13 protein-coding genes are annotated in these 16,414 nt (G+C 75.1%); 9 read left to right on the plus strand and 4 right to left on the minus strand.

The window, feature by feature from the left end:
• The coding region (locus CD790_RS33775; protein ID WP_144387205.1) for a biotin/lipoyl-containing protein at positions 1 to 370 on the plus strand (370 nt) is incomplete at its 5' end.
• A gap of 138 nt (positions 371 to 508) precedes the next feature.
• Here CD790_RS33775 and CD790_RS33780 read toward each other — a convergent pair.
• From CD790_RS33780 to CD790_RS33795, 4 genes are all read right to left on the minus strand, one after another.
• On the minus strand, positions 509 to 1,162 hold the full coding sequence (locus CD790_RS33780; RefSeq protein ID WP_144387206.1) for an SGNH/GDSL hydrolase family protein: 654 nt from the start codon (positions 1,160 to 1,162) through the stop codon (positions 509 to 511).
• Between the two features lie 145 nt (positions 1,163 to 1,307).
• Positions 1,308 to 2,960: an amino acid adenylation domain-containing protein gene (locus tag CD790_RS33785; protein WP_144387207.1), complete on the minus strand. Its 1,653-nt coding sequence runs from the start codon at positions 2,958 to 2,960 to the stop codon at positions 1,308 to 1,310.
• Positions 2,957 to 3,808 (minus strand): alpha/beta fold hydrolase, encoded by an 852-nt coding sequence (locus CD790_RS33790; RefSeq protein WP_144387208.1) that lies wholly within the window; start codon positions 3,806 to 3,808, stop codon positions 2,957 to 2,959. Before CD790_RS33790 ends, CD790_RS33785 begins: the two co-directional genes overlap by 4 nt.
• Before the next feature lie 7 nt (positions 3,809 to 3,815).
• Positions 3,816 to 4,670 carry a 4'-phosphopantetheinyl transferase superfamily protein gene (locus tag CD790_RS33795; protein WP_144387209.1) on the minus strand — a complete coding sequence of 285 codons (855 nt, stop codon included), beginning with the start codon at positions 4,668 to 4,670 and terminating at the stop codon, positions 3,816 to 3,818.
• 233 nt (positions 4,671 to 4,903) lie between these two features.
• On the opposite strand from CD790_RS33795, the gene CD790_RS33800 reads away from it, so the two are divergent.
• From CD790_RS33800 to CD790_RS33835, 8 genes are all read left to right on the plus strand, one after another.
• The gene (locus CD790_RS33800) at positions 4,904 to 7,999 is read left to right on the plus strand and encodes an AMP-binding protein (RefSeq protein ID WP_186319396.1); all 3,096 of its coding nucleotides are present in this window, start codon (positions 4,904 to 4,906) and stop codon (positions 7,997 to 7,999) included.
• A gap of 160 nt (positions 8,000 to 8,159) precedes the next feature.
• Positions 8,160 to 8,420: a phosphopantetheine-binding protein gene (locus CD790_RS33805; protein WP_144387211.1), complete on the plus strand. Its 261-nt coding sequence runs from the start codon at positions 8,160 to 8,162 to the stop codon at positions 8,418 to 8,420.
• Between the two features lie 9 nt (positions 8,421 to 8,429).
• Complete coding sequence (locus tag CD790_RS36715) at positions 8,430 to 9,458, plus strand: 4'-phosphopantetheinyl transferase superfamily protein (RefSeq protein WP_144387212.1); 1,029 nt, start codon at positions 8,430 to 8,432, stop codon at positions 9,456 to 9,458.
• Complete coding sequence (locus CD790_RS33815; RefSeq protein WP_222108347.1) at positions 9,442 to 10,728, plus strand: acyl-CoA dehydrogenase family protein; 1,287 nt, start codon at positions 9,442 to 9,444, stop codon at positions 10,726 to 10,728. The genes CD790_RS36715 and CD790_RS33815 overlap by 17 nt, the downstream gene beginning before the upstream one ends.
• A gap of 20 nt (positions 10,729 to 10,748) precedes the next feature.
• Positions 10,749 to 11,933: an acyl-CoA dehydrogenase family protein gene (locus CD790_RS33820; RefSeq protein WP_144387213.1), complete on the plus strand. Its 1,185-nt coding sequence runs from the start codon at positions 10,749 to 10,751 to the stop codon at positions 11,931 to 11,933.
• A gap of 148 nt (positions 11,934 to 12,081) precedes the next feature.
• The gene (locus CD790_RS33825; RefSeq protein WP_144387214.1) at positions 12,082 to 13,359 is read left to right on the plus strand and encodes an NAD(P)/FAD-dependent oxidoreductase; all 1,278 of its coding nucleotides are present in this window, start codon (positions 12,082 to 12,084) and stop codon (positions 13,357 to 13,359) included.
• A 58-nt stretch (positions 13,360 to 13,417) separates the two neighbouring features.
• Positions 13,418 to 14,710 carry a cation:proton antiporter gene (locus tag CD790_RS33830; RefSeq protein WP_144387215.1) on the plus strand — a complete coding sequence of 431 codons (1,293 nt, stop codon included), beginning with the start codon at positions 13,418 to 13,420 and terminating at the stop codon, positions 14,708 to 14,710.
• A gap of 196 nt (positions 14,711 to 14,906) precedes the next feature.
• A complete protein-coding gene (locus tag CD790_RS33835) occupies positions 14,907 to 15,788 on the plus strand; it encodes an alpha/beta hydrolase (RefSeq protein ID WP_144387216.1) in 882 nt (293 codons plus the stop codon).
• The last annotated feature ends 626 nt before the right edge of the window (positions 15,789 to 16,414 follow it).

Raw genomic sequence — 16,414 nt, forward strand, 5'->3', positions numbered from 1 at the left:
CGAGTCCCGGGAGACGGTGGTGGTCGAGGTCGGGGGTAAGCGGCTGGAGGTCTCTCTGCCGGCGTCTCTGGGTGTCGCCACCGCGGCCGCGGCGGGTGGGGGTGCGCGGAAGCCGAAGCGGAAGGCGGCGCGTAAGTCGGGTTCGGCGGCTTCGGGGGACGCGCTGGCGTCGCCGATGCAGGGCACGATCGTGAAGGTGGCGGTCGAGGAGGGTCAGCAGGTCGCCGAGGGTGAGCTGATCGTGGTCCTGGAGGCGATGAAGATGGAGCAGCCGCTGAACGCGCACCGCGCGGGCACGGTCAAGGGACTGGCCGCCGAGGTCGGCGCGTCCATCACCTCCGGCGCCGTCATCTGCGAGATCAAGGACTGAGTCGCCCCCCGCGCGGAAGCCGCGAGGCGACGTCGCGCGAGGACGGCCCCGTGACCGCGGGCGCCGTCCTCGCCCGCGCGTACGGGCGCCTTCGGTCGCCTCGATCCACCGGCGCCGCGCGCGGAGTCAGGCTCCGGCTCAGTGCCGCAGCCGGCCGCTCAGGACCTTGATCAGCTCGGTGGCGGAGACGGCGTGGCCGCGCATGGACGGGTGCAGCATGTCCCGGCTGAACAGGTCGCGTTGCTCGCGCGCCGGATGGGTCCACTTGTCGATGAACAGCGCGCCGTGGCGGTGGGCCACCGCCTCCGCGGCCTCGTTGAACGCCATCATCCGATCGTGCAGCACCGCGAGCCGCGGGAAGGCCAGGGTGAGGTCGATCAGGCCGGCCATGACGACGTCGGCGCCCATGTCGCGCAGAGCGACGATCATTCCCTCCAGGGTGCCGGCGACGACCCCGGCGTCGAAGTCGTGGCCGAGCAGGTCGTTGCCGCCGCAGTGCAGCACGGCCAGGTCCGGGTCGAAGTCCAGCGCGGGGGCGAGCTGGGTGTCCCGCACCCGAGCCGCGCTGAGGTTGCGCTGCCCCAGGTTGAGGTAGGCCAGGTCCGGCTGCTGCCGGCGCAGCGCCTCCGCGGTGCGATCCGCCCAGGACAGGCTGCGGTAGCCGGGCACGGGATCGCCGAGCCCCTCGGCGTGGCTGTCGCCCATCACCACGAACCGGCGCCAGGGGGCACCGCTCAGGAGCTTGTCGATCTCACTGTCGCTGAGGCAGTGCGGGTCCTTGGCCTCGCTCATCGGCTCGCTCCTTCCGCGGTCACCATGCCGACGCCGTCGATCCGTCGGCGGGCATGCGGTCCGGTGAAGTATGCCCCTTCGGAAGGGTGGTCCTGGACGCTCGACCCCTCGTTCACTCCGATGCGCGGTGGCGTGTTGACCTGCGTCACGAGCTGGCACCTCCTGTGGGCGGGGCCGTGGGGGGCGGGCCGGGCAGCCCCGCGAGCCTGGTCCGGTCGGTCTTGCCGCGCGCCGTGGACGGCAGGCCGTCGCAGATCAGGACGCGGTCGGGAAACATCCGCCGGGGCAGGGCATGCGCCATCGCCCGGTTGACGCTCCCCCTATGAAGACCGGACGCCACGACATACGCCCACAGTTCCCCGACATGTCCGGGACATGTCTTGGCGACCACGGCGGCCGCCGTCACCCCCTCCACCTCGAGCAGCACGCTCTCGATCTCCCGCAGCTCGATCCGCACCCCGCGCCGCTTGACCTGGTGGTCCCGCCGGCCGTGCAGCTCCAGCCGGCCGTCGGCGGCCAGCCGGCCCAGGTCCCCGGTGGCGTAGGCGCGGCGCACCGTGCCGTCGCGGAACCGCACCGGGCGCGTCGGATCGGTCAGCCGCCCGCCGTCGGCCAGATAGCCGAGGAAGACGGTCTCGCCCGCGACCCGCACCTCCCCCTCGCCGTCGGTCCACCCTCCGTCGGCGTCGGTCACCTCGATGTGGTCGCCGGGCAGGGCCCGTCCGACGGAGAGCCCGTCCGCGGCCGTCCAGTCGGGCGGCAGCGGCTCATAGGTGCAGACGTTGGTCTCGGTCGGCCCGTAGAGGTTGTAGAACCGCACCCGGGGGAAGCACCGCAGGTAGTCCTCCAGGAGGTGCGGGGGGAACGGTTCTCCGGCGAAGGCGGCGAGGCGCAGCGCCGGCGGCGGGTCCTTCGCGATCCCGCCGCCGAGCAGCAGCAGTCGGTAGAAGGTCGGCACGGCGTAGAAGACCGAGATCTCCTCCCGCCCCAGCCAGCCCACCACGTCGCGCGGGAAGAGCCGCAGTACCTCCGGCAGCAGATGGACGCAGGCGCCGGCGAGCGCGGACGAGAACAGGTCGAAGGTGCTGAGGTCGAAGGTGAGCGGGGACTGCGAGCCGACCCGGTCGGTGGCGTCGAGGCGGAACTCGGCGGCCGCCCAGCGGGCGAAGTGCAGCACGTTCCGGTGGCTCAGCAGCACCCCCTTGGGCCAGCCGGTGCTCCCGGAGGTGAACAGCACATAGCCGCCCGCGCCCTCGGTCGGATCGCCCGGGTCGGGGGCGGTGGCGGGGAGCGGCACCAGCGACAGCCCGTACGGCAGTCCCCGGACGCCCTCGGCGGGGGCGGGGTCCCCCGCGAGCCGGCGCGCCGCCGGCTCGGCGTCCGCCGTGGTGAGCAGCGTCCGCAGCCCCGCCCCGTGCACCATGCGCGCGGTGCGGGACCGCGGCTCCGCGGGGTCCAGCGGGGCCACGACGGCACCCGCGCGCAGCGCCGCGTAGAGGGCGGTCACGGCCGCCACGCCCTTGGGCGCGTGGATGCCGACGCGGTCGCCGGGGCGCACGCCGTGCGCGGCGAGTCGGGCCGCCACCTCGTCGACCCGTCCGTCGAGTTCGGCGTAGCTCAGCACCCGCCCGTCGGCGGCGAGGGCGGGGCGGTCCGGGTGCCGGCGGGCGGCGGCGGCCAGCGGCTGGTCCAAGCGGTCCGCGACGTCGGGCAGGCCGGGATCACCAGGGGTGCCGCGGTCGCCGGCGGCGTCGGAGGCGTCGGGGCGCGACGACGGCCCCGGCGAGGGGCCGGTCACGGGCGCGCGCTCCGGGCGTCGCCCGCGGGGGCGTCGAGTCCGGTCAGGAAGTCGACCAGCGCGGCGCGGGACTCCAGCCGGGCGCTGTGCAGCAGCAGATGGTCGCCGTCGGGGAGGTCCACCCGGCGCACCGGGCCGGCCAGCCCGCGCTCGATCGCCGCGACCTGGGCGGGGGTCGCGAACTCGTCGGCGGTGCCGCCCATCACCAGCGTGGGCGCGGTGACCCGGGGCAGCCGGTCCTCGATGCTCCAGCCGCGGAAGGTCGGCGACAGCCAGACGTCGCTCCAGCCGTGGAGCGCCGCGTCGGGGTCCTCGTGGAACATCGCGACCTTCCGCCGCAGCAGGACCGCATCGCCGTCGGCCCCCGGCGCCCGCGCGGCGCCCGACGCGTACGCCGCCGCCCCCGACTCGTACGCCTCGCGCACCGCGCGGATGGCGTGGAGCGTGCGGTCCTCCACGAAGACCAGCGGTCCCAGCAGCGCCAGCGCGGTGACCGGGCGGCGGCCCCGGGCGGCGTGCAGCAGCGCGATGGCGGCGCCGTCGCTGTGGCCGACCAGGACCGGGGCGCGCACCCCCAGCCGGTCCAGCACCTCGGGCAGCACCTCGCACGCCTCGCGGTCCATGTAGTCGGCGGGGCGGGGCAGTTCGGTCGGCGCCGAGCGGCCGTAGCCGTGTCGGGTGTAGACCAGCGTCGGCCGTCCGGTGGCCTCGGCGACCGCGTACGGGAAGCGACGCCAGGTGGAGACGCAGCCCAGGCCGTGGTGGAGGTAGACCAGCGGGGCGAGATCCGAACGGCCGTCGATCCACACGTATTCGAGCGCCCCGTGGGTGGTGTGGAGCACAGGCATCGCGGTATCAGCCCAGCGTCAGATGGCGGAGGGTAACGAGGGGTCGGCCGCTGGCGGCGGCGGTGTCGCCGGCGGGGGCGCGGACGGCCACGGCGGCATGGTAGCCGGGCGGCGCCGCCACGTCGACGAGCGCCCAGCCCGCCGGGACCGGGGAGCCCGCGGGCGCCAACCCCTCGGCGAGGCCGACGTGATGGGTGCGGATGCCGCCGGGCAGCCCGGTGCCGATGCCCTTCAGATACGCCTCCTTCCGCACCCAGCAGCTCAGGAACGCCTCGTCGCGCAGCGACTCGGGCAGCGCCGCGATCGCGGCCCGCTCGTCCGGGTGCAGCGCGCGGGTGAGGTCCACCCCGCTGCGGCGCGCCCGCGCGGACTCGATGTCGGCGCCCACGACGCTCCGCGCCACCGCGACCATGGCGGCGTCCTCGGAGTGCGACAGCGAGAAGTGGAGACCGGTGTGCTCCGCCAACGCCGGGCGCCCGTGCGGCTTCTCGCAGTCCGGCATGCCGCAGGTCTCGCGGGTCAGGGCGACCGCGGCCGGGTCCACGCCCAGATAGCCGCCGAGGAGTACCCGCAGCCCGACGTGGGAGGTGACATAGCGCTCGCGCAGCCCCGTGTCCTTGAACCGCGCCGCGCGCCGGGCCTCTTCGGCGTCCAGCATCCCGTCCGCCACCGCCGCCGGAGCGACGTTGGCCGACAACGACAGCAGCCAGACGGCGACATGGCCGGGGCCGGGAAGGTCCCCGGGGCCTGGCGGCGGGGCCGTGGGCCCCCAGGGTTCGACGGACGCGGTGGCGGCCCGGGGCGTGTCGCCCGCCCCCGCCGCACGCGCCGGATATGCCGTGCCGGCCGTGCTGTTGAGCATGATCCCCGCTACCCCCGCGTCCCTGCGTCACGCGACCGCCGTGCGCTCACGCACCTGTTCGCGCCCCCATCGGGTGAGCCTAGAACGCGCCGGGGGTGATCTTCGAGCGGTTGCGACGACAGGAACCTGACGCGGACGTGGACCGGTGCCGGGACGGCGGCGGTACGCGGGCCAGTTGTTGCCAGCCGCGGCGAAACCTGGCGCACGGCCGCGATGTGTGCTGCGCTTTCAGCGTGCTCCTGAACTGGCTCGAAGATCCGTCACCGACCCGGGGAATCCGTTTCGCCGCCCCCGGCCAGGGCTGGGTGTTCCGCTCCTACGCGGACCTTGCCGCCGAATCGCTGGCCGTCGCGGCCGCCCTGCGCGACCACCTCGGCCCGCCGCCCGCGGCCGGGGTGGTGAACCTGCTGACCGCGGACCCGCGGCGGTTCGTCACCGGCTTCTTCGGCGTGCTGCTCGCCGGGTGTACCCCGTCGCCGATCGCCCCGGCCACCGCCTTCCGGGACCGCTCCGGGTACCCGGACCATGTGACCGGCATCCTGCGCACGGCCCGGCCGGTCGCGGTGCTGACGGACGAGAAGGCGTACGCCACCGCCGCGGCCGCCGCCACCGCCGCCGGGCTCGCCGGCCGGGTCCTGACCCACCCGGTGGGCGACGCGGGCGCGGCGCCGGAGCCCGCGCGGGGCACCGGCGGGCCGGTCGCCCCCGCGGCGCACCCCGTCGCCCCGCCGCGGGACGCGCTGCTCCAGTTCACCTCCGGCTCCAGCGGCGACCCCAAGGGCGTCCGGGTCTCCTGGGAGAACCTCCGGGCCAATGTGGCGGCCATCAGACGCTGGCTGGACTGGAACGACCAGGACGCCTTCGCCAGCTGGCTGCCGCTCCACCACGACATGGGCCTGATCGGCGCGATGATCACCCCGGTGGTCTCCGGGACCGACCTGTGGCTGATGACCCCGGAGCAGTTCCTCCGCTCGCCGCGCCGCTGGCTGGAGTGCTTCGGCGCGCACGGCGCCACCCTCACCACCGCCCCCGGCTTCGGCTACGGCTACGCCGCGCGGCGCGTCACCCCGGAGGAGATCGCCGACCTCGACTTCGGCGGCTGGCGGGTGGCGATCCTCGGCGCCGAGCGCATCGACCCGGCCGCGGCCGCCGACTTCACCGCGCTCACCGCCCCGCGCGGCTTCCGGCACACCAGTCTGGTCCCGGCCTACGGGCTGGCCGAGGCGACCCTCGCCGCGACCGGCACCACCCCCGGCACTCCCGCGCCGCTGATCGACGTCGGCCCCCGGCCGCCGCGCGTGGGCGACCCGGTCGAGGTGCTCGGGCGCGGGGTCCTGGGCGTGGACCGGGCCGGTGGCGCCGGCTGGCTCACCGGCTGCGGGGCGCCGGTGCCCGGGCTCACGGTCCGCGTCGTCGACGAGGACGGCGTGGCCCTCCCGGACGGCCGCTTCGGCGAGATCGAGCTGCGCGGCGACTCCGTGGCGCGCGGGCACGTCACCGTGGACGGGCGGCCCCCGGCCGCTCCGGGCGCCACCGCCTTCGTACCGGACCCGGTCGACGGCGCCCCCGACGTGCTGCGCACCGGCGACTGCGGGCTGCTGCTGGACGGGCAGCTGTACGTCCTGGGCCGCATCGGGGACAGCCTCAAGGTGCGCGGCCGCAGCCTGTACGCCGAGGACCTGGAGGCGGAGCTGGCGTCCGCCTTCGGCCCCCGGGCGGGCCGCTGCACCGCCGTCCTCGGCGCCGCCTCCGGCCAGGACCTCGCCCTGGTGCTCCTGGAGGGGCCGCCGGCGGACGCCGCCGACGACCCCGACCTGGTGCGGGAGGTGCTGGCCAAGGTGCGGGCCGTGACCTCCGAGCGGGTCCGCACGGTGGTGCTCCGCGGCGGCCGCGGCAGCGTCCCGCGCACCTCCAGCGGCAAGCCCCGCCGCCGCGCGGTGTGGGACCGCCTGGTCAACAGCGCGGGCGGGTCCGACGACTGGGAGCTGATCGGCGACTCGGGCCCGCCCGGCGAGGACGGGACCCCGGGCCGACCCTGGGTACGACAGCGGGGCGACGCCGCCCGCGCGGAGGCGTCGCGCGCCGACGCCCCCGTTCCGGCCGCCCGCGCGGGGCACACGGAGGCGCCCGGCGCGGACCGGGCGGGAGCGCGCCGTACCGAGCGGGGAGAAGCACCCCGGACCGAGCGTGTGGAGGCGCCCCGCGCGGAGCGTGCGGACCGGCCGGGTGGGGAGCCTCTCGACGAGTCGGAGGAACCCGCCGGGCGGCGTCCCGCGCGGCTGCCCACCTCCCGCGAGCTCTACGACCGCTGGGAGCGGCAGCAGTGGAGCGTGCGGGAGGTCGCGGTGGAGCGGGACGCCGAGACCTGGGGCGGGCTGCGGCCCTTCGCCCGCCAGGAGCTGCTCTCCGCGCTGGCCGAGCTCGAGGTCGGCGAGGTGTGTGTGACCCAGACGCTCAGCTCGCTGGTCGACGGGGCGCCCACCGAGGACGACCGGATCTACCTGTGCACCCAACTCGCCGACGAGGGGCGCCATGTGCGCTTCTTCCAGGACTACCTGGAGCGCGCGGCCGGCGTGGACCTGGCCGCGCCCGCCGACGGTGGGGCCCTGGAGCTGGCGGCGGCGTACGGCCGGCTCTTCGAACCGGAGCTGCGCCGGGCCACCGCCGCCGCTCGGGACGCGGCGGACGGCGGACACGACGCCTGGTACCGGGCGTTGACGTACTACCACCTGATCACGGAGGGGGTGCTGGCCACCACCACGCTGCGCACCACCCGCGCCCTCGCGCGGCGCTTCGGTCTGCACGCCCTGGACGAGGGGCTGACCCATGTGACCCGGGACGAGTCCCGGCACGTCGCCTTCGGGCTGGCCGCCGCCCGCGCGGGGGTGCGCGGGGGCTACCGGGACGCCGTCGCGCAGAGCTACCTCAGCGGGGTGGAGCTGGCCGCGCGGGTCATGGTCGCCCCCGACCGCCGGGCCGTGTCCCCCCGCCTGCGGCCGGCCCTCGTCACCCGCGCGGAACAGCTGACCGGCCACTGGGAGGTGGCCCGCGACCGGATGCTGCGACAGCTGGGCCAGATCGGCCTCGGCGAGCTGCGGGGGACGGCCGGGCGGAGCTGGGACGGCGGCCGGGAGCGGGCGCTGGACGAGTACCGCGAGCGGTGGGGGGTGGACCACCCGGTGCGGCTGGCCGGGGCCGGCGCGGCCGGAGGCGGCGCGGCCGGAGGCGGGTCGGCGCGCGAGGCCACCGTCCCCGTGCCCTCCTCCGCCGGCGCGGGCGCCCCGGGGCCGTCCGAGGAGACCCCCGCCGGTCGCGGCCCGTCCGCCTGAGCGGCGACTGAGGGGCGTCGGAATTCGGCCATGCCGCCGGTCCCCGGCGAACCGCGCGCGCCGACCGACCGTCTTCATCCAATGACCGTCACGAGCCGTCGACCACGGGCGGTACGAAGTACCGCACGCGGCGGGGAACTCTTGTTAAGGAGCGCAACGCATGGGAGCCGCTGAGGCGCTCGACGCCAGGATCCGGGAGATCATCGGCGAGATGTGTCCGCTGGGGGCGCGCACCGTACGGGACAGCGACCGCCTGTCCGACGACCTGGGGTACGACTCGGTCGCCTTCCTGGAGCTCGCGCTCGCCCTGGAGGCCGAGTTCGAGCTGGAGGCCATCGACGAGGACGAGGCGGGCGAACTCGCCACCGTCGCCGACATCGAGACCCTGGTGCGCCGGCTCTGCGGCGTGGCCGCGGAATAGGCGGGCGCGGTGGGGGAGTCGATGGTCCGCGAGGAGGAGGGGCGGCTGCACGGCCGGTACCGACTCGTCGACGCGGAGGTGGAGGTGTGGACGGCGCCGGTGCCCCGCCGGCTGACCGACGCGGCGCTGGCGTGTCTGTCGGCCGCGGAGCACGCACGGGCGCTGTCCTTCGGCGAGCCGTTGCGGCGCCATGAGTTCGTGGCCGGCCGGGCGCTCGCCCGTCGGGTGCTCGCCGCCCGACTCGGGGTGCGCCCGGCGGAGGTGGCGCTGGCCGAGGATCCGGCCGGTCGGCCCTATCTGGCCACCGACCGCCGGCTGGCCACCCTGCGCCGCACCGAGGCCCGGGTGGGCGACTTCAACCTCTCCCACTCCGACGGACTGGTGGTGTTGGCGGTGACCGGCAGCGCGCACACCCGGGTCGGGGTGGACGTGGAGCGGCTGCACCCGCGCCCCTGCGCCGACCGGTTGGCGGCCCGCTACTTCTCCACCGAGGAGCGGCGCCGGCTGGCCCGCTGCGCGGGACACGAGGAGCGCGGGCTCGGCGAGTGGTACCGCATCTGGACCCGCCGCGAGGCGCTGGCCAAGGCCCGCGGGGCCGGGGCCCGGGGCATGCGGTGGCCGCCGCCCGCCCCCGGGCGACACGGCGCGCGCATGCTCACCCCCGCCGTGGGCTACGCCGCCTGCCTGGCCGTGCTCCGCACCCCACCGTCCGCCTCACTCCGTCAGGAACCGCGCATGAACACCGTGGAAGACCTCTGCACGCTCATCGAGTCGTGCATCGCCTGGGAGGCGGACGAGACGCCTCAGCCGATCACGCCGGACACCGCGCTGCTGGCCACCGGGTTGCTGGACTCCATGGCGATCATGAAAATAGTCGCCGCCGTGGAGGCGGCCACCGGCGTGCCCTTCCCCGAGACCCGCATCGTCGCCGCCAGCTTCACCTCCCCGCGTGCCCTCTGGGAGGCCGTGGAGGACGTCCTCGCCGACGTCGAGGCCGACGCCGCCGCCAGTGGAGACGCGCGTGGCGCTCTTCAGTGAACACCCGGCCCTGGAGGCCCGGGTCGCCTCCTACGCGGCCGCCGCGCGGTCCGCGCTCCGCGCGGGACGCGACGAGCGGGGGGCGGGCGGGCCGGACTCCGGGGAACAGGGCCCCGGCGCGCACGAGATACGCGCCCGCTGGCGCCGGATGGCGGCGCTGGGCGTGCTGCCGCCGCTGACCCCGCCGGAACCCGGGAGGTCCGCCCCGCCCCCGGGGGAACCCGCCCCACCCCCGACGGAGGTCGACCCGGGCCGGCCGGACGGCCCCGCTCCGGGGGCCGCCGCGCCCTACGGGGAGGTCGCCGGCACCCTCGCCGCCCTTGAGGGCCTGGGCCTGGCCGGGGTGGACATCGGGCTGTGCTACGCCCTGACCTCGCAGGCGTTCGGGATGCAGTTCCCGCTGCGGCCGTGGCTCACCGCGGAGCAGCGGGCCGGGCTGGCGGGGGCGGCCGACGGCGACCGGCTGCTGTGCCACGCGCTGACCGAGGCGGGCGGCGGCAGCGACCCGTTGTCGATGACCACGCGGGCCGAGCGCCGGCCGGACGGCTCGTACGTGCTGCGCGGCGAGAAGCGGTTCGTGACGGCGGCGCCGGTCGCCGACACCGCCCTGGTCTTCGCCCGCACCGGCGAGGGCCGCTCGCCCTTCGCCCTGTCCGCCTTCCTGGTCGACACCGCCGCCCCCGGTGTCGTGCGCGGCGCGGCGGTGCACAAGACCGCGCTGACCGGGGTGCCCATGGGCGGGCTGCGGCTGGACGGGGTGCGGGTGGCCACCGAGGCCCGGGTGGGCGAGGAGGGCGCGGGTCTCGCGGTGCTCACCGCCACCACCACCTGGGAGCGGGCGCTGCTCCTCGGCCACGCCCTGGGCCCCATGCGCCGCACCCTGGACCGCACCCTGGAGTGGGCCAAGTCGCGCGAACACTTCGGCCGTCGGATGGCGGCCAGCCACCTGGTGGCGGGCCGGATCTGCGAGATGGCGCTGGCGCTGTACCGCTCGCGGAAGCTGCTCTACGGGGTCGCCGCCCGGCTGGACGCCGGGGTGTCCGTGCGGCAGGTCGCCGACGAGGCGGCGCTGATCAAGATCTCGGTCACCGAGGACCACCAGGCGTTCGCCCGACACGCGGCCCAGCTCGGCGGGGTGCGGGCGTTCCTGCGCGACGACGAGCTGGCGGTGGACCTGGCGGGGCCGATGGCCGGCAGCAGCTACGCCGGCCCCAACGACCTGCTCCGGATCACCGTGGCGCGCCAGCTCGGCCTGCCGGTGCCGAGCTGATGCGGGGAGACCGGGGGTCGATGGGGGCGACCGTACTGCCGCAGACGCTGGCGGACATCCTGGAGCTGACCGCCGCGGTCGGCGACCGGCTCGCCGCGCGGGCGGCCGCGGTGGACGCCGGCACCGAGCCCAGCGAGCCCGGATACCGGGAGCTGCGGGAGGCCGGGCTGCCGGCGCTGCTGGTGCCCCGCGCGGCCGGCGGCGCCGGACTGGACTTCGCGGGCTACACCAGGGTGCTGGAGACGCTGGCCGCGCGGGACGCCGCCACCGCGCTCGGCTTCAACATGCACAACGTCGCCATCGGCGCCCTCTGCGAGTCGGCCGGCACCCCGCTGCCGGCCGCCGCCGAGGAGTTCCGGCGCTGGGTGTTCACGGAGGTGACGGAGGGCCGCGCGCTGTTCGCCTCGGCGGTCTCCGAACCCGGCACCGGCGCCAAGCTGCGCGCCCTGCGCACCACCTACCGCGCGGAGGGCGACGGCTACGTCCTGGACGGCACCAAGTCCTTCGTCTCGCTGTCGGGCCTGGCCGACTACTTCGTGGTCGCCGCGGCCGCGCGGGAGGGGGCGGACGAGGTCTCGCACTTCGTGGTCGCCGCCGACGACCCCGGGGTGCGCTTCGGGGAGCTGTGGGACGGCGCGGCGATGAACGGGACCCGCACCGGCGGCCTGGTCCTGGACGGCGTGCGGCTGCCGCGCTCCCGGCTCTTCCTCGGCGTGGAGGGCATGTCGCTGTACAAGCTGGTGCGTGAGCCGCACTGGATGGTGGCCGGCTACACCGGGGTGTACCTGGGGATCGCGCAGGCGCTGTTCGACCACGTCGTCGACTTCGTGCGCGGCAGCGCGCGGCACCGGGACTCGCCGGTGGTCCGCCACGAGGTGGGGCGGCTCTCCGCGGAGCTGCGGGCCGCCCGCGCGCTGGTCTACGCGGCGGGCGAGCTGGTCGTCGCGCGGCGTGGCTCGACCGAGGCGAACGCGGCCGTGCACGCCGCCAAGTACACGGTCGGCGAGCTGGCTCCGCGGCTGGCGCTGGCCGCGGTGCGGATCTGCGGCGCCTCGGCGCTGGGGCGGGCGCGGCCGGTGGAGCGGCTGCTGCGCGAGTCGAGCTTCGCGCTGGTGATGCCCGCCAAGCCGGACGAGTGCCTGGAGTACCTCGGCAAGGCGGCGCTGGGGGTCAACCTGCGCGACGTCGACTCCCTCGACTGGTGACGGTCGTCGGCGAAACACGGCGAGCCCGGCGGGGAACGACAGGCCGAGCACGAGGCACGAGGACCGGACCCGGCGAACACCGAACACCAAGCACCGAGAAACGCGGGAAACCGAGAGATCGAGAGATCGAGGACGAGGGAGAGGATCGATGCACCCGGACACGGTGGACGCGGTGGTGATCGGCGCCGGGCCCGCGGGTTCCGTCGCCGCCATGGTGCTGGCCGGGGCCGGCCGTTCGGTGCTGCTGCTGGAGCGCCGCACGCTGCCCCGCTTCCACATCGGCGAGTCCCTGCTGCCGTACAACATGGCGCTGTTCGAGCAGTTGGGCATCGCCGACCACCTGGCGGCGCAGGGGTACGTCGACAAGCACGGGGCGGAGTTCTGCGGGGGCTCCCTCGGCCGGTTCGGCCGGCTGTCCTTCACCGCCCAGGGGCCCGGCCGCCACCACGCGACGTACCAGGTGGAGCGGGCGAGCTTCGACCACACGCTGGCCCGGATCGCCCGCGAACGCGGCGCCACGCTGGTGGAGGAGGCCACGGTCGGGGAGCTGCTCCGCGAGGGCGAGCGGGTGACCGGGGTGAGCTACCGGCACGCCGGCCGCACCCACACCGTCCGCGCCCCGTACGTCATCGACTGCGGCGGCCGCGCCAGCAGGATCGCCCAGACCTTCCGGTTGCGCCGCCCGCTGCCCGAGCGCCGCATGGTCGCCGTCTTCCGCCACTTCACCGGCGTGCGGGAGGAGCACAACCCCGGACACGAGGGCGACATCCAGATCGGCAACCACAAGGAGGGCTGGCTGTGGGCCATCCCGATCCACCGGGACACGCTCAGCGTGGGTGCCGTGATGCCGCGCGAGGTCTTCGCCTCCGGCACCCCCGAGGAGCTCTACGACCGCCACCTGGCGCGCGTCGCCCGCATCGCGCGGCGCGTCACCGGGGCCGAGCCGGGACCCGAGCTGCGCGTGGAGACGGACTACAACTACTACGCGGACACGGTCGCCGGGCCCGGCTGGTTCCTGGCCGGTGACGCCGCCGCCTTCTTCGACCCGATCTTCTCGGCCGGCGCGTTCCTCGCCATGACCACCGCCAAGGCCGCCGCCGAGGCGGTGCACCGGCTCCTGGACGCCCCGGAGGAGGCCGCACCCGCTCGGGAGGCGTACGCGTCCTTCTACAAGACCGGTTACGACATGTACGCCCGGCTCATCCACGCCTACTACGACCACACCTACAGCCTGCGCTCCTTCCTGAAATCCATGGGAATGGAGATAGAAGGCGCGGTCATCGACAACAAGTGGTTCGTACGGCTCGTCAGTGGGGATTTCTGGACCGATGACAATCCGTTGAACGAGCTGCTGCGCGGGGAATCCCGATGGGACACGTTCGCTCCCTTCGAACGCGTCCGGAAGTGCCCGTTCTACAGCGGTTGAGTGTCACGTCTGGTCACGACGTCGAAGTAGCCTTTATCAACACGGGGGTTGGTAGCACATGGACAGTCACCTGGTCGTCACGCTGCTCCTGGATCTGGCGTTAATCGTCGTGCTGGCGCGCGTCTTCGGCGCGGCGGCGCGACGGCTGAAACAACCGGCGGTGATCGGCGAGGTGTTCGCCGGCATCCTGGTCGGCCCCACCCTCTTCGACGGCTGGATAGCCGACAACCTGTTCCCCGCCGAGGCGCGGCCCTTCCTCTCGGCCCTGGCGCAGGTCGGCGTCGCGGTCTTCATGTTCGTCGTCGGCCTGGAGGTCGACCGCACCCTGCTGCGCAACCGCGGCCGGATCGCCGCCAGCGTCTCCCTCACCTCGATCGCGCTGCCGTTCTCGCTCGGCCTGCTGCTGGCGCTGTACCTGGTCGACCGCCACCAGAGCCCGGACGACCTGGGCTTCGTGCTGTTCATGGGCGCGGCCATGTCGATCACGGCGTTCCCGGTGCTGGCCCGCATCCTCACCGACCGCGATCTGCACCGCACCGCCCTCGGCGGCCTCGCGCTGGCCTGCGCGACCATCGACGACGTGCTGGCCTGGTCGCTGCTGGCGGTCGTGGTCACGGTGATCGGCACCGACACCGAGCAGTGGCGCATCCTGCTGGTGCTGCCCTACGTCGCGGCCATGGTCACCGTCGTGCCGCCGCTGCTGCGCCGGCTGATGGCGCGCGGAAAGCCGGGGACGGGCGAGGAGCACGCCCGGGCCCGGGTGCTGGCGGTGGCGCTGGCGGGCCTGCTGGCGTCCGCCGCGGCGACCGAGTGGATGGGTCTGCACTTCATCTTCGGCGCGTTCCTCTTCGGCGCCGTCATCCCGCGCGACAGCTTCGAGTGGGCGCACCGAGCCGTGGTGGAGGGGCTCGGTCAGATCAGCACCGTCCTGCTGCTGCCGGTCTTCTTCGTCGTCGCCGGGCTCAAGGTCGACCTGTCCGGCCTGGACGCCGGTCGACTCGGCGAGCTGGCGCTGATCCTGCTGGTGGCCATCGGCGGCAAGTTCTGGGGCGCCTATCTGGCGGCGCGGGCCCATGGGCTGGGCCAGCGGCAGTCCGCGGCGCTCGGCGCCCTGATGAACACCCGCGGCCTCACCGAGCTGATCATCCTCAGTGTGGGGCTCCAACTGGGCGTGCTGGACCAGAGCCTGTACTCGCTGATGGTGGTCATGGCCGTGGTCACCACCGCCATGGCCGGCCCGCTGCTCCAGGCCATCTACCCGGACCGGCTGGTGCAGCGGGAGCTGGACGTGCGGACCCGGCCCGGCCGGCGCGAGCGGCGCGAGGCCCGGACGGAGCGCGCCGCGCGGTAGCGCGCCGTTCACGGGCCGGGGTGAGCCGGTCGTGCGGGGCGGGCGACGGCCGGGCGGGCAGGTGACGTAGGCCACGATCTCGCCGCGGCGGATACGCGTGCTGTGACGGCACGACTACGATCACGCACGACCGCGCTCAACTCTCTGGGGGCTCAAGGACATGGCGAAACCGGGGGTTCGGACAACGCTGGCGTCGATGGCGGCGCTCCCGGCGGCACCGCTGTACGGCGCCGCCCTCTCGTACCTCGTCTACCACCCGCCCCGTCGGCCCCACCACAAGAAGCCGGCCGACCTGGGTCTGACCAGCTCCGACGTGGTGGTGCCGCTCAACGGCGACACGGGCCGGGGCATCCATGTGTGGCTCTGCCCCGGCGATCCGGGCCGGGTGGTGGTGATGGGCCACGGCTTGGGGCTGAGCAAGTCGGCCAGCCTCGCCCAGGCCAAGCTGCTCAACGACGCCGGCTACACCGTCGCCCTCTTCGACCACCGCAACCACGGCAAGAGCGGCGCCGACCGCGCGTGCTGGTCGATGAGCGACCGGCACACCGCGGACGTCGTGGCGGTCGTGCGACACATGCGCGCCCGCCCGGAGCACGCCACCGCGCGGATCGCCGTCTACGGCTTCTCCATCTCCACCTTCCCCTCGCTGTACATGCTGCGGAAGGCGGACGAGTGCCCCGTCGACGCGGTGGTCTTCGACAGTGGCCCGGCGGTCGACCTGCGCCCGCTGTTCCGCAACTTCATCGCGGCCGGCGGGCTTCCGGTGCCCCGCCCGCTGCGGACCGGCTCCGCCGGGCGGACGCTGGAGAAGGTGTTCTCCTCCGTCGCCACGGCCATGCTGCGGGTGCAGTGGCCCCCGCCGGTGACCGGTGCGTACGAGAGCACCCCCATGCTGTTCCTGACCGGCGAGCGGGACTCCATCATCCCGGCGCCCGCGGTGCGCGGTCTCGCCGAGCGCTTCCCCCGCGCGGAGGTCCACGAGCTGCCCGACACCGAGCATCTGCTGGGGATCAAGACACATCCGAAGGTCTACGCCGAGACGGTGCTGGACTTCCTCCAGCGCACCCTCAAGGGCTGAGACCGGACACGCTTGGGCTCCCCCGCCCCCGTTACGCGGGGGAGACCAAGACCGTGCCCAGGGAGCCCGCTGCGCCGGCGAGCCCCATGGAATTGATGGCTCCATCCTGCGCCACCCACGCCCCCAGCCGAAGAACTCTGTCACCAACCTGCCAATTCCCCCCCGCCTGGGCCCCACGGCGGGGGCCAGCCCCCGTTCCCGCCGCGACGGCGCGTCACCACGACGCCGCAGCCCGGCGGTGCCGTTCCGGGCTTCGCCCGGGGTACCTGGCGGGGCGAGCCCCCGTTCCCGCCGCGATGGCGCGTCACCACGACGCCGCAGCCCGGCGGTGCCGTTCCGGGCTTCGCCCGTCGCGGCGGCCAGCCCGTACGGTCGGCCCGGCGGTGCCGCCCCGCACAAGGCCGATGCCGGCTCGGCACCGCCGGGCTCGCACGTTTCACGTCTCGCCGTCGCGGCGGAAAGGAGTACCCCGCTTCGGTATTCGGCCCGGATGGCGCGGGTCGGCGGGGCCGGGGCGGGTCAAGCTCTCGCGGGGGACGCGAGGGGTACACGGCGGGGGCCAGCCCCTGTTCCCGCCGCGACGGCGCGTCACCACGACGCCGGAGCCCGGCGGTGCCGTTCCGGGC

Origin of the sequence: Streptomyces sp. SAJ15 (assembly GCF_007595705.1) — a bacterium.
Taxonomy (GTDB): Bacteria; Actinomycetota; Actinomycetes; order Streptomycetales; family Streptomycetaceae; genus Streptomyces.